The 18,453-nt window shown below is 66.7% G+C and carries 18 protein-coding genes; 16 read left to right on the top strand and 2 right to left on the bottom strand.

Annotation, left to right across the window (positions count from 1 at the left end):
* Positions 1-49 precede the first annotated feature (49 nt).
* Entirely contained in the window at positions 50-970 is a 921-nt protein-coding gene (gene choX / locus BUA54_RS13140) for a choline ABC transporter substrate-binding protein (RefSeq protein WP_143155430.1), read from the bottom strand.
* An 80-nt stretch (positions 971-1,050) separates the two neighbouring features.
* Between choX and betI the strand changes: the two genes are divergently transcribed.
* The 11 genes from betI to BUA54_RS13085 all read left to right on the top strand — a co-directional run bounded on the left by betI (position 1,051) and on the right by BUA54_RS13085 (position 12,590).
* The gene (betI, locus tag BUA54_RS13135; RefSeq protein ID WP_072857715.1) at positions 1,051-1,608 is read left to right on the top strand and encodes a transcriptional regulator BetI; all 558 of its coding nucleotides are present in this window, start codon (positions 1,051-1,053) and stop codon (positions 1,606-1,608) included.
* The gene (betC, locus tag BUA54_RS13130) at positions 1,605-3,107 is read left to right on the top strand and encodes a choline-sulfatase (protein ID WP_072857714.1); all 1,503 of its coding nucleotides are present in this window, start codon (positions 1,605-1,607) and stop codon (positions 3,105-3,107) included. Before betI ends, betC begins: the two co-directional genes overlap by 4 nt.
* A 38-nt stretch (positions 3,108-3,145) precedes the next feature.
* Entirely contained in the window at positions 3,146-4,606 is a 1,461-nt protein-coding gene (betB, locus tag BUA54_RS13125; RefSeq protein ID WP_072857713.1) for a betaine-aldehyde dehydrogenase, read from the top strand.
* Positions 4,607-4,679: 73 nt separating this feature from the next.
* Positions 4,680-6,338 (top strand): choline dehydrogenase, encoded by a 1,659-nt coding sequence (betA, locus tag BUA54_RS13120; RefSeq protein WP_072857712.1) that lies wholly within the window; start codon positions 4,680-4,682, stop codon positions 6,336-6,338.
* 400 nt (positions 6,339-6,738) lie between these two features.
* Positions 6,739-8,265, top strand: a complete 1,527-nt coding sequence (locus BUA54_RS13115; RefSeq protein ID WP_072857711.1) for an acyl-CoA carboxylase subunit beta — start codon at positions 6,739-6,741, stop codon at positions 8,263-8,265.
* Positions 8,266-8,405: 140 nt separating this feature from the next.
* Entirely contained in the window at positions 8,406-8,669 is a 264-nt protein-coding gene (locus BUA54_RS13110) for a DUF7218 family protein (protein ID WP_072857710.1), read from the top strand.
* Positions 8,567-9,034, top strand: coding sequence for a DUF6497 family protein (locus BUA54_RS13105; protein WP_281250647.1), 468 nt, complete (start codon positions 8,567-8,569; stop codon positions 9,032-9,034). Before BUA54_RS13110 ends, BUA54_RS13105 begins: the two co-directional genes overlap by 103 nt.
* A gap of 331 nt (positions 9,035-9,365) precedes the next feature.
* The gene (locus BUA54_RS13100) at positions 9,366-9,710 is read left to right on the top strand and encodes a hypothetical protein (RefSeq protein WP_072857708.1); all 345 of its coding nucleotides are present in this window, start codon (positions 9,366-9,368) and stop codon (positions 9,708-9,710) included.
* 190 nt (positions 9,711-9,900) lie between these two features.
* A complete protein-coding gene (locus tag BUA54_RS13095; RefSeq protein ID WP_072857707.1) occupies positions 9,901-10,128 on the top strand; it encodes a hypothetical protein in 228 nt (75 codons plus the stop codon).
* Between the two features lie 87 nt (positions 10,129-10,215).
* Positions 10,216-12,213, top strand: coding sequence for an acetyl-CoA carboxylase biotin carboxylase subunit (locus BUA54_RS13090; RefSeq protein WP_072857706.1), 1,998 nt, complete (start codon positions 10,216-10,218; stop codon positions 12,211-12,213).
* Entirely contained in the window at positions 12,210-12,590 is a 381-nt protein-coding gene (locus tag BUA54_RS13085; RefSeq protein WP_143155424.1) for a hypothetical protein, read from the top strand. Before BUA54_RS13090 ends, BUA54_RS13085 begins: the two co-directional genes overlap by 4 nt.
* Before the next feature lie 7 nt (positions 12,591-12,597).
* Here the strand turns inward: BUA54_RS13085 and BUA54_RS13080 are convergent, their stop codons facing one another.
* Entirely contained in the window at positions 12,598-13,128 is a 531-nt protein-coding gene (locus BUA54_RS13080; protein WP_245810669.1) for a DUF4174 domain-containing protein, read from the bottom strand.
* 255 nt (positions 13,129-13,383) lie between these two features.
* Here BUA54_RS13080 and scpA point away from each other — a divergent pair, with 255 nt between their 5' ends.
* The 5 genes from scpA (at position 13,384) to BUA54_RS13055 (ending at position 18,452) form a co-directional block, all read left to right on the top strand.
* Positions 13,384-15,510 (top strand): methylmalonyl-CoA mutase, encoded by a 2,127-nt coding sequence (gene scpA / locus BUA54_RS13075; protein WP_072857704.1) that lies wholly within the window; start codon positions 13,384-13,386, stop codon positions 15,508-15,510.
* A gap of 117 nt (positions 15,511-15,627) precedes the next feature.
* Positions 15,628-16,233, top strand: coding sequence for a VOC family protein (locus BUA54_RS13070; protein WP_072857703.1), 606 nt, complete (start codon positions 15,628-15,630; stop codon positions 16,231-16,233).
* Complete coding sequence (locus BUA54_RS13065; protein ID WP_245810667.1) at positions 16,230-16,721, top strand: GNAT family N-acetyltransferase; 492 nt, start codon at positions 16,230-16,232, stop codon at positions 16,719-16,721. The genes BUA54_RS13070 and BUA54_RS13065 overlap by 4 nt, the downstream gene beginning before the upstream one ends.
* Before the next feature lie 10 nt (positions 16,722-16,731).
* Positions 16,732-17,412, top strand: coding sequence for a molecular chaperone DjiA (locus BUA54_RS13060; RefSeq protein WP_072857702.1), 681 nt, complete (start codon positions 16,732-16,734; stop codon positions 17,410-17,412).
* Positions 17,413-17,420: 8 nt separating this feature from the next.
* Positions 17,421-18,452 carry an endonuclease/exonuclease/phosphatase family protein gene (locus BUA54_RS13055; RefSeq protein WP_072857867.1) on the top strand — a complete coding sequence of 344 codons (1,032 nt, stop codon included), beginning with the start codon at positions 17,421-17,423 and terminating at the stop codon, positions 18,450-18,452.
* Position 18,453 lies beyond the last annotated feature (1 nt).

Here is an 18,453-nt window from a genome sequence, read left to right as displayed (position 1 = left end):
GTCCCGCGCCTGCCTCGAGGACAGGCGCGGGACGTTCGCGCAGCCGGTTTCAGTAGCCGAAGGCCTCGCTCACGGCGGCCGCTCCGTCGCCACCGTCGACGGTGGTCACGCCGTCGACCCAGGCCATGACCGCGTCCTTGTTGCCCTTCATCCACTCCAGCGTGGCGGCGTCGGGGTCCATCCCGTCATCGAGGATCTGACCCATGATGCCGTTCTCCATCGGCAGGGTGAAGGCGAGGTTCGACAGAAGCTTGCCCACGTTCGGGCATTCCGCGGCATAGCCCTCGCGTGTCACGGTATCCACGACACCTTCCTCGCCAAAGAAATCCTCGCCGCCCGGCAGGTACTTCAGTTCGAAGTTGGCGTTCATCGGATGCGGTTCCCAGCCCAGGAACACGACGTCCTGTTGCTTGTCGTACAGGCGGCGCACCTGCGCCAGCATCCCCTGTTCAGAGGATTCGACGACCTCCATGCCTTCCAGACCGGAATCGGCCTTCTCGGTCAGCGACACGAGGTAGCCGTTGCCCTCGTTGCCCGGCTCGATCCCGTAGATCTTGCCGTCGAGGTCGTCCTTGAATGTGTTGATGTCGGCGTAGGTCTTCAGACCCTTCTCGTAGGTATAGGCCGGCACGGCCAGCGTGTACTTGGTGCCGGTCAGGTTGGTCGCGACCTTCTCGATCTCGCCACTTTCGATATAGGGGCCGATGGCGGCGGCCTGTGCCGGCATCCAGTTGCCCAGGAACACGTCCACGTCGTCGGATTCGAGCGAGGCGAAGGTCACGGGCACCGAAAGGATCTTCACGTCGGTCTCGTAGCCGAGCGCGTTCAGCACCTGCTTCGTGGCTGAGGTGGTCGTGGTGATGTCGGTCCAGCCCACGTCGGACATGGTTACGGTGGAGCAGGCATCCTGTGCCACGGCGGGCATTGCGGCGCAGATCGCCAGCACGGACAGGGTGGTCTTCAGGGTCATCATGGTCTCCCGGTTGGTTTTATTGATTGATCAGTCAATTAAGAACAGGTTAGACACTCGGGGCAAGGAGAAAATTTCTTATGCCCAAGATTGGGATGGAACCTATACGCCGCGCGGCCCTAGTGAAAGCCACGATTGCGGAAGTCGGACGGGCAGGGTCTCTGGACGTCTCCGTCAGCCGAATCGCCCGCAGTGCAGGCATGTCCTCGGCGCTCGCGCACCACTATTTCGGCAACAAGGACCAGATCTTCGTCGCCGCCATGCGGCAGATCCTCGACGACTACCGGGGCGAGGTGCTGCGCGCGCTGGCTGCCGGGTCGGACCGCGCCACCGCCATCGTCACCGCGAGTTTCGCGGCTTCCAGCTTTGCGCCTGCGACCGTCAGCGCCTGGATGACCTTCTACGTGCAGGCGCAGCGCAACCCGCAGGCCCTGCGGCTGCTGTCGCTCTACCAGCGGCGCCTGCGGTCCAACCTGACCCACGCCCTGCGCGGCACCGTCGACGATCCGGTCGCCGCCGCCGACACGCTCGCCGCCCTGATCGACGGCTTCTACATCCGCGCGGCGCTTGCCGCGCCCGATGCGGATGCCGTCGGCAAGGTCCTGAAGACGCTGCACATTTTGCGAGGCACTGCATGAAGCCGAATATCCTGATCCTGATGGTCGACCAGCTGAACGGCACGCTTTTCCCGGACGGGCCCGCTGAATGGCTGCACGCACCGAACCTGCGAAAGCTCGCCGCCCGCAGCACCCGGTTCCGCGACGCCTATACCGCCTCGCCGCTCTGCGCGCCGGCGCGGGCGTCCTTCATGACCGGCCAGCTGCCCAGCCGCACCGGCGTCTACGACAACGCCGCCGAATTCCCGTCCGCCCTGCCGACCTACGCCCACCACCTCCGGCGCGCGGGCTACCAGACGGCGCTGTCGGGCAAGATGCACATGGTCGGCCCCGACCAGTTGCACGGGTTCGAGGAGCGCCTGACCACCGACATCTATCCCGCCGACTTCGGCTGGACGCCGGATTACCGCAAGCCGGGAGAGCGCATCGACTGGTGGTATCACAACATGGGCTCCGTCACCGGCGCCGGCGTGGCCGAAATCACCAACCAGATGGAATACGACGACGAGGTCGCCTACAACGCGACCCGCAAGCTCTACGACCTCGCCCGCGGTCACGACGACCGGCCTTGGTGCCTGACCGTCAGCTTCACCCACCCGCACGACCCCTACGTTGCGCGGCGGAAATACTGGGACCTTTACGAAGACTGCGACCATCTGATGCCGCAGGTCGGCCCGATCCCCTACGACCAGCAGGACGCACACAGCCAGCGCATCCTCGACGCCAACGACCGCGACAACTTCGACATCACCGAAGACCACATCCGCACCGCGCGCCGCGCCTATTTCGCGAACATCAGCTACATCGACGACAAGATCGGAGAGATCCTTCAGGTGCTGGAGGATACCGGGCAGGACCCGATCATCCTCTTCGTCTCCGACCACGGCGACATGCTGGGCGAGCGTGGGCTGTGGTTCAAGATGAGCTTCTACGACGGCTCCTCCCGTGTGCCATTGATGATCGCCGCACCCCAGATGCGCCCCGGCCTCGTCACCGATCCCGTCAGCACCATCGACGTCTGCCCGACGCTCTGCGCGCTGGCCGGCGTCGATATGTCGGAAGTCATGCCCTGGACCGAAGGCCAGTCCCTCGTCCCGCAAGGGCAGGGCGAGGCGCGCGAAGCCCCGGTCGCGATGGAATACGCCGCCGAAGGCACAATCGCGCCGATGGTCTCGCTCCGCCAGGGTCGCTGGAAGTTCAACATGTGCGCGCCGGACCCCGACCAGATTTTCGATCTGGACGCCGACCCGCACGAGCTGACGAACCTGGCCGAGGACCCCGCCCATCAGGACACCCGTGCCGCGCTGCGCGAACGGGCGGAGGCCCGCTGGGACCTCGACCGCTTCGACGCCGACGTCCGCCACAGTCAGGCCGGTCGCTGGGTCGTCTACGAGGCGCTGCGCAACGGCGCCTATTACCCGTGGGACTACCAGCCGCTGCAAAAGGCGTCAGAGCGCTACATGCGCAACCACATGGACCTCAACGTCCTCGAATCGAACCAGCGTTTCCCGCGCGACTGATCCTCGCTTTTTCCGAAATACTCCCGCCGGAGGCATCCATGCCCTACGACACACAGCCCACCGCCAGTCATTTCATCGCTGGTGAATACGTCGAAGACACGGCCGGCGACCCGATCGACGTGGTCTATCCCTACACCGGAAAGGTCATCGCCCGCGTCCACGCCGCCACCCCCGCGATCGCCGACCGCGCGCTGCAGGCGGCCAGTGATGCGCAGGCCGCATGGGCCGCGATGACCGGCACCGAACGCGGCCGCATCCTGCGCCGCGCCGCCGACATCATGCGCGAAAGGAATCACGACCTCTCGGTCCTCGAATCCTGCGACACCGGCAAACCACTGTCGGAAACCACCGTGGCCGACGCGACCTCCGGCGCCGATGCGCTGGAATACTTCGGCGGCATGGCGGCCACGATCACCGGAGAGCACATCCCGCTGGCGGGCGGCGATTTCGTCTATACCCGGCGCGAACCGCTCGGCGTCTGCGTCGGCATCGGCGCGTGGAACTATCCCACCCAGATCGCCTGCTGGAAGGGCGCGCCGGCACTGGCCTGCGGCAACACCATGGTGTTCAAGCCGTCCGAGACGACGCCGCTCTGCGCCCTGAAGGTGGCCGAGATCCTGACCGAGGCGGGTGCGCCGCCGGGCGTTTACAACGTCGTGCAGGGCATGGGGGCGGTGGGGGCGTCGCTGATCACCGACCCCCGCGTCGCCAAGGTGTCGCTCACGGGGTCCGTGCCGACGGGGCAAAAGGTCTATGCCGCCGCCGCCGAGGGTCTGCGCAACGTCACGATGGAACTGGGGGGCAAGTCCCCGCAGGTCGTTTTCGACGATGCGGATCTCGAGGATGCGGTCTCCGGCGCCATTCTCGGCAATTTCTATTCGACGGGGCAGGTCTGCTCCAACGGCACGCGCGTCTTCGTCCAGCGCGGTCTCGTCGATGCCTTCCTGACTCGTCTGACCGAACGGCTCGCGGACGTCGTCATGGGCGACCCGATGGACATGGCCACCAACTTCGGCCCCATGGTCAGCGCGCGGCAGCGTGATCTGGTCGAGGCCTGCATCGCCAAGGGCAAGGCGGCCGGCGCGCGTCTCGTCCACGGCGGCAACAGGCCGGACCGCGAGGGGTTCTTCCTCGAACCCACCGTCTTCGCCGACGTGACCGATGACATGGCACTGGCCACGGACGAGATTTTCGGGCCCGTCATGTCGGTCCTGACCTTCGATACCGAGGAAGAGGCCCTGCGCCGCGCCAACGCCACGCCCTACGGGCTGGCCGCCAGCGTGTTCACGAAAGACCTGACCCGCGCCCACCGCATGGCGGCGGGGTTCGAGGCGGGGACCTGCTACATCAATACGCACAACCTCGCCCCGGTCGAGGCCCCCTTCGGCGGGTCCAAGATGTCCGGCGTGGGCCGCGAGAACAGCAAGGCCGCCATCGAATTCTACACCCAGATCAAGGGGATATACGTCGCCATGAACCCGGTCGAGGCGCCGTTCTGATGCGCGCCGGGATGAACCGGGGCGCCGAATTTTCTAGAAAATTCGGAGACGCCTGCGACGGGCGGTGGCTTTCATGAAGGCCGACTACGTCATCGTCGGCGCGGGCAGTGCCGGTTGCGCCATGGCCTACCGTCTGGCCGAGGCGGGCAAGGATGTGCTGGTGATCGAACACGGCGGATCCGACGCCGGGCCCTTCATCCAGATGCCGGCGGCGCTGTCCTACCCGATGAACATGAAGACCTACGACTGGGGTTTCCGCACCCAGCCGGAACCGCATCTCGGCAACCGCACGCTCGCCACGCCGCGCGGCAAGGTGATTGGCGGGTCGTCGTCGATCAACGGGATGGTCTACGTGCGCGGACACGCCCGCGACTTCGACACCTGGGCGCGGATGGGGGCCGCGGGCTGGTCCTACGCCGACGTGCTGCCCTACTACAAGCGGATGGAACACTGGCACGCGGGCATTCACGGCGGCGACCCCGACTGGCGCGGCAAGGACGGCCCCCTGCACGTCACGCGCGGACCCCGGCGCAATCCTCTGGTCAAGGCCTTCGTCGAGGCAGGCAAGCAGGCGGGCTACCCCACGACCGACGACTACAACGGCCAGCAGCAGGAAGGTTTCGGCCCCTTCGACGCCACGATCTATCTCGGCCGCCGCTGGTCCGCCGCCAATGCCTACCTGCGCCCCGCGCAGAAGACCGGCCGCTGCCGCGTCATCCGCGCCTTCGCACGCCGGGTCGTCATCGCGGATGGCCGCGCCACGGGGGTGGAGGTCACGCGCCGCGGCGTGACCGAGATCATCCACGCCGGCGTGGAAGTCATCATCGCCGCCTCGGCCATCAACAGCCCGAAGCTGCTGATGTTGTCCGGCATCGGTCCCGCCGCGCATCTGGCGGACCATGGCATCCCGGTCGTGGCCGACCGTCCGGGCGTCGGGCGGAACCTGCAGGACCATCTGGAACTTTACCTGCAGCAGGCCGCGACCCAGCCGGTGACGCTTTTCACCTACTGGAAGCTGTTCTGGAAGGTCCTGATCGGCGCGCAGTGGCTGTTCGGCAAGCGCGGCCTCGGCACCTCGAACCAGTTCGAAAGTGCGGGCTTCGTCCGGTCCCGCGCCGGGGTGGAATATCCCGACATCCAGTTCCACTTCCTGCCGCTGGCGATCCGCTACGACGGCAAGGTCGCCGCCGAAGGACACGGCTTTCAGGCTCACGTCGGTCCGATGCGCTCGCCCTCGCGCGGGAGCGTGACACTGGCCAGCGCCGACCCGCAGGCCGCTCCGCTGATCCGCTTCAACTACATGTCCGATCCGCAGGACTGGGAGGATTTCCGCACCTGCATCCGCCTGACGCGGGAAATCTTCGCGCAGGAGGCCTTCGCCCCGTTCCGCGGCCACGAGATCCAGCCGGGCGACGCCGTGCAGTCGGACGCGGAACTCGACGCCTTCATCCGGGAACACGCCGAAAGCGCCTATCATCCCTGCGGCACCTGCCGGATGGGGGCTGCGGATGATCCGCTGGCCGTCGTCGATCCCCAGTGCCGGGTGATCGGCGTGGACGGACTGCGCGTCGCGGACAGTTCGATCTTTCCGCAGATCACCAACGGCAACCTGAACGCGCCGTCGATCATGGTCGGCGAAAAGGCGGCGGACCATATCCTGGGCCGCGACCCCCTGCCTGCAGCCAATACGGCACCCTGGATCCATCCGGACTGGCGGACGCAGCAACGGTGACCGCACTGCAACGCCGGGCAAGGAAGAATGTATCGGTCCTGTCCCTGCCGCGTTTTCACCCTAGGCTGCATCTGTGCGAATCGTTTTAAGTGTTTGTTTACCTTTTTGTGCATTCGCAGCCCGCGCCGACCTCCCGAGGCCGGCGCGGGTGATTCCCGGCAGGTCCAGTTTGCCGCTTCCGTGCTGATGCACCTCGCGTGGTTCGCCGGGCGACCCGGCAGCATCGGACTCCCGAGCCGGCGGTCACGCGTTCGACCTGCGCCGCCGCACCGTTCGGGCGAATGCCGCCGGTCAGGAATTGTTGCGGCTGCGCCGATCGATTTCGCGCTTTGGGCTTCACCTGCAGGACGGTGGCACCTATGGTCGTGCAAATTCAAGGCGCAGGCTGCGGGGGAACACCATGAAGGATCATCTGGACGCTCTGGCGGCCCGCCGGGCCGAGTCGCACCTCGGCGGCGGGCAGGCCCGGATCGATGCCCAGCACGCCAAGGGCAAGCTGACCGCCCGCGAACGGATCGACCTGCTGCTCGATCAGGGCTCCTTCGAGGAATTCGATGCCTTCGTCACCCACCGCGCCATCGATTTCGGCATGCAGGACAGCACCCCGATGGGCGACGGGGTCGTGACCGGCTGGGGCACGATCAACGGGCGCATGGTCTATGTCTTCAGCCAGGACTTCACCGTCTTCGGCGGGTCGCTGTCGGAAACCCACGCGCAGAAGATCTGCAAGATCATGGACATGGCGATGCAAAACGGCGCGCCGGTGATCGGGATCAACGATTCCGGCGGCGCCCGCATCCAGGAAGGGGTGGCAAGCCTCGCCGGTTACGCAGAGGTGTTCCAGCGCAACATCATGGCCTCGGGCGTAGTGCCGCAGATCAGCCTGATCATGGGGCCTTGTGCGGGTGGTGCGGTCTATTCGCCGGCGATGACCGATTTCATCTTCATGGTGCGCGATACTTCCTACATGTTCGTGACCGGGCCAGACGTGGTCAAGACCGTGACGAACGAAGTCGTGACGGCGGAGGAACTGGGGGGCGCCACCACGCACACGAAGAAGTCGAGCGTGGCGGACGCGGCCTTTGCCAATGACGTCGAGGCGATCGCCGAATGCCGGAGGCTCTTCGACTTCCTGCCGCTGAACAACCGCAAGACGGTGCCGACGCGGCCGTTCTTCGACGACGTGAACCGGGTCGAGGACAGCCTCGACACCCTGATCCCCGACAATGCCAACGCACCCTACGACATGAAGGAACTGATCCTCAAACTGGCGGACGAGGGCGATTTCCACGAGTTGCAGGCGGATTTCGCGCGCAACATCCTGACCGGCTTCATCCGGCTCGAAGGGTCGACCGTGGGCGTCGTGGCCAACCAGCCGATGGTTCTGGCGGGCTGCCTCGACATCGACAGCAGCCGCAAGGCCGCGCGTTTCGTGCGGTTCTGCGACGCCTTCGAGATCCCGATTCTGACGCTGGTCGACGTGCCGGGCTTCCTGCCGGGGACAAGCCAGGAATACGGCGGCGTCATCAAGCATGGGGCGAAGCTGCTTTTTGCCTACGGCGAGGCGACGGTGCCCAAGGTCACGGTCATCACCCGCAAGGCCTATGGCGGGGCCTACGATGTGATGGCCTCCAAGCACCTGCGCGGCGATTTCAACTACGCCTGGCCCACGGCCGAGATCGCCGTGATGGGCGCCAAGGGCGCGACGGAGATCATCTATCGCGGCCGGTCCACCGAGGAGATTGCCGAACGGACCAAGGAATACGAGGACCGCTTCGCCAATCCCTTCGTCGCCGCGTCCAAGGGTTTCATCGACGAGGTCATCATGCCCCGGTCCACCCGGCGGCGCGTGTGCCGGGCCTTTGCATCCCTGCGCGGCAAATCCCTGCAGAACCCGTGGAAGAAACATGACAACATTCCGCTGTAGGGGCGCCGATTTTTCTGGAAAAATCGCTGGGGGGCCAGCCCCCCGTCCGCCGGAGGCGGACTCCCCCCGGAGTATTTCCGAAAAAGCGAGGACTGGAACCACAGCGTCGTCGCGACCGTTGCGCCCTGAAGGAGTGCGCGATGACCAAGGATCACGGACCGAGCATCAAGGACGACGAGACTTACGAGGCCTTGCTGGAGCAGGGTGCGTCGAAGGAGAAGGCGGCGCGGATCGCCAATGCGCAGGCGTCGCCGGATCAGCATCCGGGCGAGAAGGGCGGCGCGGCACCGCCCTACGAGGAGTGGACCAAGGACGACCTGTACGCCCGCGCGCAGGAACTGGACGTGGACGGCCGGTCCGGCATGACCAAGGACGCGTTGATCGCCGCATTGCGGGACCGCTGATTGCGGCCCTGCTCTGGGCCGGGGCGGCGGGGGCGCAGCAGATCGCCGTGCCCTCGGGTCTGGAGATCTCGCTATACGACGTCATCCTCGATGCGAACAGCCAGGTCGCGCGGTTCCGGTTCCTCGTGCCCGACATCGCGCCGGATGCGGGCAACAAGACCTTCGGGGACGTGATCGACGACCTGCAGTACGTCTGCGACAGCGTAATCGTTCCGGCCCTGCATGATAACGGCTGGGTGTCCGGCGACGTGGTGCTGTCGGTCTCTGATCGGCCCGTCGACTTCGGCGCCTATGATTCGCAGGTCGTGCAATTCTTTCAGCCCTTCCGCCTGGAAGGCGACACCTGCGTCTGGGAGGACTTCTGATGTCACGCAGCCGATTGGCGGGGATCCGCCCACGGGGCGGTGCATTCGCGCCACTGTCTCGTCCGTCGCGCCGGACCCGGCTGGGCAGATGTTCCGGACCTGATAAGACTGGGGCAGGGGCGCGACGCATGACGCCCCGGCAACAATGGCGGACCGGTGATCAACGCCGGCCGCATCAGGCAGACGGATCAGGCACATGTCGAACGGTATCAAGGTATTCTGGGTCGTGGCTTTCATGGCGGTCGTGGCCGTCAGCGCATCGCAGGGGCAGGCCCGTGGCAGCCTGCCGGAGGTCGCGACCGACCACTAGTCCCCGGCCGGGCGCCGCGTGATGGAAAAGCATCGCGGCTTTCCCGGGCGCCTGCCCGGCACGGACTATCAGTTCACCATCCGGCGTGGCCACAAGGACGGGGCCACCCGGCTGGTGGCGCGGGAGCGCTATGCCGATCGCCGCGCGCCGGACCGGCGCGCCGACGCCGCATTCATGGAGGCGCTCTGGCAGCATTTCGGCGAGGCACCCTTCGTGCGCGGCAACCTCGACGCCGGCCGGCTGAGCTGGCTGTTCGGGCGCGAGGTCGTGGCGGCGGAAGACCCTTTCGATCCCGAAAGCTACGATGCGCTGCTGAGGATCGACGTGGACCGGGCGCGGATCGCCTTCCCGGACATCTTTGCATGACGGCCGGGACCGGCCCTGACGGCACCCCTGACGGTGCCGTTTGCGGTGCATCGCGGATGCTATCGCATAACATCGCATTTTGCGGGAACTTTTCGGCGGCAAAGCGCCTTTTGTCGGTAATCGGGCTTGAGTTGCCCGTGGACAACGGCGATTTTGCATCCATCGCAAACTTAATCAAAGGCAAGACAACATGTTCAAAGCTTCCTGGCTTCTGGCCCCTATCGCAGCCCTCGGCCTGTCCGCCTGTGCCGGTTCCGGCATCGGTGACACCGACCTGGAGCGCGGCCTCATCGGTGCCGGCGCTGGCGCCGCACTTTCCGGCCCGCTCAACACCGATCCGACCGGCACGGCGCTGGCCGGTGCGGCCGCTGGCCTGCTCTGCGACGACGCCGGCGTCTGCCGTCCGACCCGCCGCTAAGCACGGCGCTTCGGCGCACCGCACGACACTTGATCGCCGTCGGGGACCTTCCCCGGCGGCGATTTTTCGTTTGAAGGACCAAGGCCCATGTTCAAGAAGATCCTGATCGCCAACCGGGGCGAGATCGCCTGCCGCGTCATCAAGACCGCCCGCCGCATGGGGATCGCCACCGTCGCGGTCTACTCCGACGCCGACCGCAACGCGCTGCACGTCAAGATGGCGGACGAGGCGGTGCACATCGGCCCCAGCCCCGCGAACCAGTCCTACATCGTGATCGACCGGATCATGGAGGCGATCAGAGCGACCGGGGCAGAGGCCGTGCATCCGGGCTATGGCTTCCTGTCCGAGAACCCGAAGTTCGCCGAGGCGCTGGAGGCCGCCGGTGTCGCCTTCATCGGTCCGCCGGTAAAGGCGATCGAGGCGATGGGCGACAAGATCACCTCCAAGAAGCTGGCGCAGGTGGCGGGGGTCAACACGGTTCCCGGTCACATGGGCCTGATCGCGGACGCGGAAGAGGCGATCCGGATCGCGGGAGAGATTGGTTACCCCGTCATGATCAAGGCCAGCGCTGGGGGGGGCGGCAAGGGCATGCGCATCGCCTGGAAGGAGGACGAGGTCCGCGACGGCTTTCAGTCATCGAAGAACGAGGCGGCGAACAGCTTCGGCGACGACCGGATCTTCATCGAGAAGTTCGTGACCCAGCCCCGCCATATCGAAATTCAGCTGCTGGCGGATCAGCACGGCAACGCCGTCTATCTGCACGAACGCGAATGCAGCATCCAGCGCCGCAACCAGAAGGTCATCGAGGAGGCGCCGAGCCCATTTCTGGACGAGGAGACCCGTGCCGCCATGGGGGCGCAGTCCGTGGCCCTCGCGCAGGCCGTGGGCTATACCAGTGCCGGCACGGTCGAATTCATCGTCGACGGCGACCGCAACTTCTATTTTCTCGAGATGAACACCCGCCTGCAGGTGGAACACCCGGTGACGGAGCTGATCACCGGCATCGACATCGTCGAGCAGATGATCCGCGTCGCGGCGGGAGAGAAACTGCCCTTCGCGCAGGATGATCTGAAGATCGACGGCTGGGCCATCGAATCGCGCCTCTACGCCGAAGACCCCTACCGCGGCTTCCTGCCCTCTATCGGGCGGCTGACCCGCTATCGTCCCCCGGTCGAGGAGGCGACGGAAGGCCGCGCCGTGCGCAACGACACCGGCGTCTTCGAGGGTGGCGAGATCAGCATGTTCTACGACCCGATGATTGCCAAGCTCTGCACCTGGGCGCCTGACCGGGCCACCGCCATCGCCGAGATGCGGCTCGCCCTCGACGGGTTCGAGCTGGAGGGGATCGGTCACAACCTGCCGTTCCTCGCCGCCGTGATGGATCATCCGAAGTTCACCAGCGGCAACATGACCACCGCCTTCATCGCAGAGGAATTTCCCGACGGCTTCGAAGGTGTCGCTCTTCCCGACGACACGCTGCTGCGGATCGCCGCGGCCACGGTGGCGATGCACCGCATATCAGAAATCCGGCGGACCCGGATCAGCGGCCGGATGAGCAATCACGAACGCTTCGTCGGCACCGACTGGAATGTGGCCGTGCAGGGCCGGTCCTTCGATGCCGTCGTCGCCGCGGACCGGGCCGGCGCCGCCGTCACCATCGACGGCCGCACCCTCCGGGTCGAAAGCGACTGGACACCGGGCCAGCCGCTTGCCCGTCTTCAGGTGGACGGATCGCCGTTGGTGCTGAAGGTCGCGCGGATTTCAGGCGGCTTCCGGGTGCGGCACCGGGGCGCCGACCTCAAGGTGCATGTGCGCAACCCGCGGCAGGCGGAACTCGCCCGCCTGATGCCGGAAAAGGTCGCTGCCGATACGTCGAAGCTGCTGCTGTGCCCGATGCCCGGCCTGATCGTCAAGGTCGACGTGGCCGTGGGCGATACGGTGCACGAGGGGCAGGCGCTCTGCACCGTCGAGGCGATGAAGATGGAAAACATCCTGCGCGCCGAACGCAAGGGGATCGTGTCAAAGGTGAACGCCGGCGTGGGCGACAGCCTTGCGGTCGATGACGTGATCATGGAGTTCGAATGACCCCACGACTGCCACTCGTCGTGATCTGGGCGCTGGCCTGCGTGGTGGCCATCGTGGCGGCATTCGGGGCGCTGGTCGTGATGATCCCCGACGGCACCATCACCTATGCGACGGAATTGCCGGCCACCACCTACACGACGCCGATGATCGCCGTCATCGTGTTCTGGGGCGTGGTGCGGGCCTGCGGCGTCCCGATGGAACCGATGCCCACCTTCGTGCTGGGCGCCGTGGCGGTGTACGCGCTCCTCTACCTCGTAGGGCGGGTCCTGGCGGTGACGGGGTTCAGCCCGCTCTGGGTCTGGGCCGTCAACTTGGCGCTGCTGATGGCGCTGGCCTGGCTGTCGATCAGCCATGCCGTCGGCCGGCGCGGATCATGACGCGGCCTCACTGGTCGACGCCGCGCCGGTCCTGCATCTCCTGCTGGCGCATCGGCATCTTGTCGATCGACCGCGACAGCTCCCTCACGGTCCAGGGGCTGGGTTTGCGCGCCTTGATCTGCCCGTCCTTGCCGATCAGCGACAGCATGAAACCGCGCGGCCGCGCCCGCAGGCGGATGGCGCTGCGATCCGCCGGTGCGGTGTCGAAGATCACGACGACATCGCGCAGGGCCAGATCCTCGGCCCGTTCGGCCAGCAGTTCCATCTGCTGCACGAACTGCGGATCGTTGGGCGAATCGGCAAAGACCAGCACCGGCCGTGCGATCCACTGGAACGCCTCCAGATCGACCTCGCGTGCGTCCAGCGGCACGGTCGGCGCCGCCAGCCAGCGCGCCACCGCATCGACGGGGACGACCGGGGCGGTCGTGGGGTCAGCCGCCGTGTCGGGCAGGGGGGCCGGGGTTGGCGAGGTCTGGGCCATGGCGGCTCCGGTCAGGCTGAGGGCGAAAAGGGCGGCTGCGATGCATGTTCTGATCATGTCATCTCATATAGGGCGGCAAGGCGCCCCTGCGAAGTGCGTCATCTCGGCCCTGCCGACGATCGCAGCGGGCGCTGCCATCGCTTGCACCGTGGGGGCGTCCGGCCGCGCCCCGCACCACGCGCGACGCCCGGCAGGGCCCAGACGATCCGCTTTTGACCTTTGCCGCAGGGACCGCCATCAAGGGGCCATCCGACCCGCGCCGGGCGGGGAACATCCGCAGGCCCGATCACATCATACGAGGGGGGACGACCGATGACCGATAAATCCGACTGGACCAGGATCGCTGCCGGGGAACTGCGCGGCCGCGCGCTCTCCGACCTGACATGGCACACGCTCGAAGGCATCGACGTCCAGCCTCTCTACACGGCAGAGGACGTGGCCGACCTGCCGCACATGGGCGGCATCCCGGGGCAGGCGCCCTACACCCGCGGCGTCAAGGCCACGATGTATGCGGGCCGTCCCTGGACGATCCGCCAGTATGCCGGCTTCTCCACCGCCGAGGAATCCAACGCCTTCTACCGCGCAGCCCTCGCGGGTGGTCAGCAGGGGGTCTCGGTCGCCTTCGACCTCGCCACCCACCGCGGCTACGACAGCGATCACCCTCGGGTCGAGGGGGATGTCGGCAAGGCCGGGGTCGCCATCGACTCGGTCGAGGACATGAAGATCCTCTTCGACGGCATCCCGCTGGACAGGGTCTCGGTCTCGATGACGATGAACGGTGCTGTGATCCCGATCCTTGCCAGCTTCATCGTGGCGGGAGAAGAGCAGGGGCACGACCGCGCCGTCCTCTCCGGCACGATCCAGAACGACATCCTCAAGGAATTCATGGTGCGGAACACCTACGTCTATCCACCCGAACCCAGCATGAGGATCATCTCGGATATCATTGAATATACGGCGAAAGAAATGCCGCGGTTCAACTCCATTTCGATTTCCGGCTACCACATGCAGGAGGCCGGCGCGAACCTCGTGCAGGAGCTCGCCTATACCCTTGCCGACGGGCGCGAATACGTCCGCGCGGCGATCAAGGCCGGCATGGACGTCGATGCCTTCGCACCACGTCTGTCCTTCTTCTTCGCCATCGGCATGAACTTCTTCATGGAGGCGGCGAAGCTGCGAGCCGCCCGCCTGCTCTGGTCCCGCGTGATGGAGGAGTTCCAGCCCCAGGATCCCAAATCCTCGATGCTGCGCACTCACTGCCAGACCAGCGGCGTCAGCCTGCAGGAACAGGACCCCTACAACAACGTCGTCCGCACCGCCTACGAGGCGATGAGCGCCGTGCTCGGCGGCACCCAGTCCCTGCACACCAACGCCCTCGACGAGGCCATCGCGCTGCCCAGCGACTTCGCCGCCCGCATCGCCCGCAACACCCAGCTGATCCTGCAAGAGGAGACGGGCGTCACCAAGGTGGTCGACCCGCTCGCCGGCAGCTACTTCGTCGAAAAGCTGACCCACGATCTGGCAGAGGCGGCATGGGCGCTGATGGACGAGGTCGAGGAGATGGGCGGCATGACCAAGGCCGTCGCCTCCGGCATGCCGAAGATGCGGATCGAGGAGACGGCGGCGAAGCGGCAGGCCGACATCGACCGCGGCACCGAGGTCATCGTCGGCGTCAACAAGTATCGCAAGGACAAGGAAGACCCGATCGACATCCGCGACATCGACAACGCAGGGGTCCGCGACAGCCAGATCGCGCGGTTGCGGAAAACCCGCGACGGTCGCGACCAGCCCGCCTGCGACGCCGCTCTCGCGGAATTGACCCGGCGGGCAAAGGACGGCGGCAACCTGCTGGAAGCCGCCGTCGAAGCTGCCCGGCAGCGCGCCACCGTGGGCGAGATCAGCACGGCAATGGAGGAGGTCTTCGGCCGCCACCGGGCGGAGGTGAAGACCCTCGCCGGTGTCTACGGCGCCGCCTACGAGGGCGATGACGGCTTCGCGCAGATCCAGAAGGACGTGGAGGAATTCGCCGCCGAGGAAGGCCGCCGCCCGCGCATGCTGGTCGTCAAGATGGGGCAGGACGGTCACGACCGGGGTGCCAAGGTCATCGCCACCGCCTTCGCCGATATCGGATTCGACGTCGACGTGGGCCCCCTCTTTCAGACGCCGGAAGAGGCGGCGCAGGACGCCATCGACAACGACGTCCACGTCATCGGCATCAGCAGCCAAGCCGCCGGTCACAAGACCCTCGCCCCCAAGCTCGTCAAGGCGCTGGAAGACGCCGGCGCCGGCGACATCCTCGTGATCTGCGGCGGCGTCATTCCCCAGCAGGACTACCAGTTCCTGACCGACGCGGGCGTCAAGGCGATCTTCGGTCCCGGCACGAACATCCCCAAGGCCGCCGCCGATATCCTCAGGCTGATCCGCGACGCGCGGTCCTGACATGCCTTGCCGGGTATCCGCATTCATCTGGCCGGATAACCTCCCGCCGAAGGCACGTCCGTTCGCGGCGCAAACGGGCGTGCCCGCCGTCCGCGGACCGGACCACCGCCACCAGACATGCTGACCTTCGATCACATCGCCATCGCCTGCACCGACCTCGCCGCCGCGGCGAAGGCGCTGGAACGGCGCCTCGGTGCGCCGTTCCAGCCCGGAGGCCGCCACGACCGCTACGGAACGCATAACCGGCTGATGGGACTGGGCGACCTCTACCTCGAACTCATCGCCGTCGACCCTGCCGCTGCGCCGACCGGTCGGCCTGCCTGGTTCGGTCTCGATCAGTTCAGTGGCCCGCCGCGGCCCGCGAACTGGATCTGCCGGACACAGGATCTGCGTGCCGCCATCGCTGCGGCCCCCGTCGATCCCGGTCCTGCGGTCCCGCTGACACGCGGCGACCTGCACTGGCAGATCACCGTGCCCGATGACGGCCACCTGCCGCTGGACGGCGCCATGCCGACCCTCATCCAATGGGCGAAGGACGCGATGCATCCCACGAAAAATCTTGCAGAATCCGGGTGCCGCCTGATCCGCTGGCAGGTCAGCCACCCGCAGGCCGACCGGCTGCGTGACGCCCTTGACCTGACCGATGCCCGCGTGGTCTTCACCACCGGCGCCGCGGGCTTCGCCGCGACCCTCGATACGCCGAACGGGCGCGTGACCCTGTGACGGTCCGCATCCGCCCTGCGACGGCAGATGATGCCCCGGCCATCGCGGCGATCTGGAACCCGGTGATCCGTGACACCGCGATCACCTTCAACCCCGCGACGAAATCAGAAGCCGAGGTCGCCGCCCTGATCGCCGAACGGCAGGCAGCCCACGGTTTCCTCGTCGCCGTCGCCGACGATGGCATCGCAGGCTTCGCCACATACGCACAGTTCCGCGGCGGGGCGGGCTATCTGCACACGGCAGAGCACTCCGTCATCCTCGGCCCGACGGCACGCGGCCAGGGGATCGGTCGCGCCCTGATGACGGCGCTTTGCGACCACGCCCGCGACCGCGACATGCACAGCCTCATCGCAGCCTGCAGCTCCGAGAATCCGGGCGCGATCTCCTTCCACGAAGCTTTGGGCTTCGCCCGCGTGGCGCATCTGCCGCAGGTCGGTCGCAAGTTCGACCGCTGGATCGACCTTATCCTTCTGCAAAAGATGCTCTAGGGTCGGTCACATGTCTATCTGGACCCGCATAGCCGATGCCATTGCCGCCCTGCGCGCGGGCGAAAGCCTGTCCGCCATCTTCGAAAAGCTGCGCACGCCGCCCGATCGGTCCGTCGCCTTCACCATCGCGGTCATCGCGCTGGGGGCCAAGATGGCCAAGGCCGACGGCACCGTGACAAGGTCAGAGGTCGCAGCCTTCCGAGAGGTCTTCCACATTCCTCCGCAGGAAGAGGCGAACGCCGCGCGCCTGTTCAATATGGCCCGCACCGATGTCGCCGGGTTCGAGGATTACGCCATCCGGATCAAGCGCATGTTCGGCAACGACACCGCGCCGCTCTGCGACCTGATGGAGGGGCTGTTTCACATCGCGCTGGCCGACGGCAGCTATCACCCGTCCGAGGATGCCTTTTTGTCGCGCGTCGCGCAGATCTTCGGCTTCGACGACCGCCGCTTCGCCCGCATCCGAGCGCAATTTGTGCCTGACGCAACCCGCGACCCCTACGACGTTCTGGGCGTCGATCCGGACGCCGACCTCGACACGATCCGCGCCGCGTGGCGTCGGCAGGTGCGCGACACCCACCCCGACCGGATGCTGGCCCGCGGCGTCCCCGAGGAAGCGGTCAAGCTCGCGGAAAAGCGCCTCGTCGCGATCAACCGCGCGTGGGAAGACATCGCGGACCTGCGTCAGTGATCCCGCCGCTGCGGCTGGCGACATGGAACGTGGAATGGTTCAACGCCCTTTTCGATGACGCGGATATGCTGCTGGACGACGACGGCTGGTCTGGACGCTGGGGCGTCACCCGGGCCGAGCAGATCGCGGCTATCGGCACGGTCTTCGCACGCCTCGACGCCGATGCCGTCATGGTGATCGAGGCGCCGGACACCTCGCGCCACCGCAGCACCGTCACCGCGCTGACCGTCTTTGCCGACCGCTTCGGCCTGCGCACACGGGCTGTGTTGACCGGTTTTGCCAACGACACGCAGCAGGAGATCGCGCTGCTTTACGATCCGGACCGCGTCACGGCAGTCCATGCGCCGCTGGACAGCCCTCTGGCGCCCCGGTTCGATGGCAGTTTCACCGTCGATCTGGACAACGACGCCCGCCCGGATACGGTCCGCTGGTCGAAACCTCCGCTGGAGGTCACGCTGACGGCCCCCGGCCATGGCAGCCTGTCGCTGATCGGGGTCCACGCCAAATCCAAGGCGACCCACGTCGACGGCCCGCCCGACCGCCTGCGGCAGGTCCACATCGCCAACCGCCGCAAGCAACTGGCGCAATGCGTCTGGCTACGCGCGCGGGTCGATCAACTGCTGGCCCGGCACCGCCCGCTGCTCGTCATGGGCGATTTCAACGACGGTCCGGGCCTCGACGCGTTCGAGGCGCTTTTCGGCCGGTCCGGCGTCGACATCGTGCTGGGCGAGGACGGTGCCGTCCCCCTGTTCGACCCGCACGCAAGGCTGGCGATGGCGGGGCCCAGCGCCGCGATGCCCGCAACGGCGCGGTTCCGTCACGACGATCGCTACCTGTCGGCGCTGCTCGACTACATCATGGTCAGCTCCGATCTGGCCGCGCGGCAGCCGCGCTGGACGATCTGGCACCCCTTCGATACGCGCGCCTGCTACGACGACCCGGTGCTGCGGTCGGCGCTTTTGCACGCCTCCGATCACTTTCCCGTCGTGATCGACCTGCCGCCCCCCTTGGCAACCCCCGGGGGCGGCCCTACCTCCTAGG

It is taken from the genome of Loktanella atrilutea (genome assembly GCF_900128995.1).
Taxonomy (GTDB): Bacteria; Pseudomonadota; Alphaproteobacteria; order Rhodobacterales; family Rhodobacteraceae; genus Loktanella; species Loktanella atrilutea.
Note: the sequence above shows the minus strand (reverse complement) of the source record. Positions and strands in the feature narration are given on the sequence as shown.

What these genes read in the sequence shown, in the direction of transcription:
- BUA54_RS13110 (WP_072857710.1), top strand. Translation starts at nt 8,406, where the DNA reads ATGACCAAGGATCACGGACCGAGCATCAAGGACGACGAGACTTACGAG.
- BUA54_RS13115 (WP_072857711.1), top strand. Translation starts at nt 6,739, where the DNA reads ATGAAGGATCATCTGGACGCTCTGGCGGCCCGCCGGGCCGAGTCGCAC.
- betI (WP_072857715.1), top strand. Translation starts at nt 1,051, where the DNA reads ATGCCCAAGATTGGGATGGAACCTATACGCCGCGCGGCCCTAGTGAAA.
- BUA54_RS13100 (WP_072857708.1), top strand. Translation starts at nt 9,366, where the DNA reads ATGGAAAAGCATCGCGGCTTTCCCGGGCGCCTGCCCGGCACGGACTAT.
- choX (WP_143155430.1), bottom strand. Translation starts at nt 970, where the DNA reads ATGACCCTGAAGACCACCCTGTCCGTGCTGGCGATCTGCGCCGCAATG.
- scpA (WP_072857704.1), top strand. Translation starts at nt 13,384, where the DNA reads ATGACCGATAAATCCGACTGGACCAGGATCGCTGCCGGGGAACTGCGC.
- BUA54_RS13090 (WP_072857706.1), top strand. Translation starts at nt 10,216, where the DNA reads ATGTTCAAGAAGATCCTGATCGCCAACCGGGGCGAGATCGCCTGCCGC.
- betB (WP_072857713.1), top strand. Translation starts at nt 3,146, where the DNA reads ATGCCCTACGACACACAGCCCACCGCCAGTCATTTCATCGCTGGTGAA.
- BUA54_RS13085 (WP_143155424.1), top strand. Translation starts at nt 12,210, where the DNA reads ATGACCCCACGACTGCCACTCGTCGTGATCTGGGCGCTGGCCTGCGTG.
- BUA54_RS13060 (WP_072857702.1), top strand. Translation starts at nt 16,732, where the DNA reads ATGTCTATCTGGACCCGCATAGCCGATGCCATTGCCGCCCTGCGCGCG.
- betC (WP_072857714.1), top strand. Translation starts at nt 1,605, where the DNA reads ATGAAGCCGAATATCCTGATCCTGATGGTCGACCAGCTGAACGGCACG.
- BUA54_RS13070 (WP_072857703.1), top strand. Translation starts at nt 15,628, where the DNA reads ATGCTGACCTTCGATCACATCGCCATCGCCTGCACCGACCTCGCCGCC.
- betA (WP_072857712.1), top strand. Translation starts at nt 4,680, where the DNA reads ATGAAGGCCGACTACGTCATCGTCGGCGCGGGCAGTGCCGGTTGCGCC.
- BUA54_RS13080 (WP_245810669.1), bottom strand. Translation starts at nt 13,128, where the DNA reads ATGATCAGAACATGCATCGCAGCCGCCCTTTTCGCCCTCAGCCTGACC.
- BUA54_RS13095 (WP_072857707.1), top strand. Translation starts at nt 9,901, where the DNA reads ATGTTCAAAGCTTCCTGGCTTCTGGCCCCTATCGCAGCCCTCGGCCTG.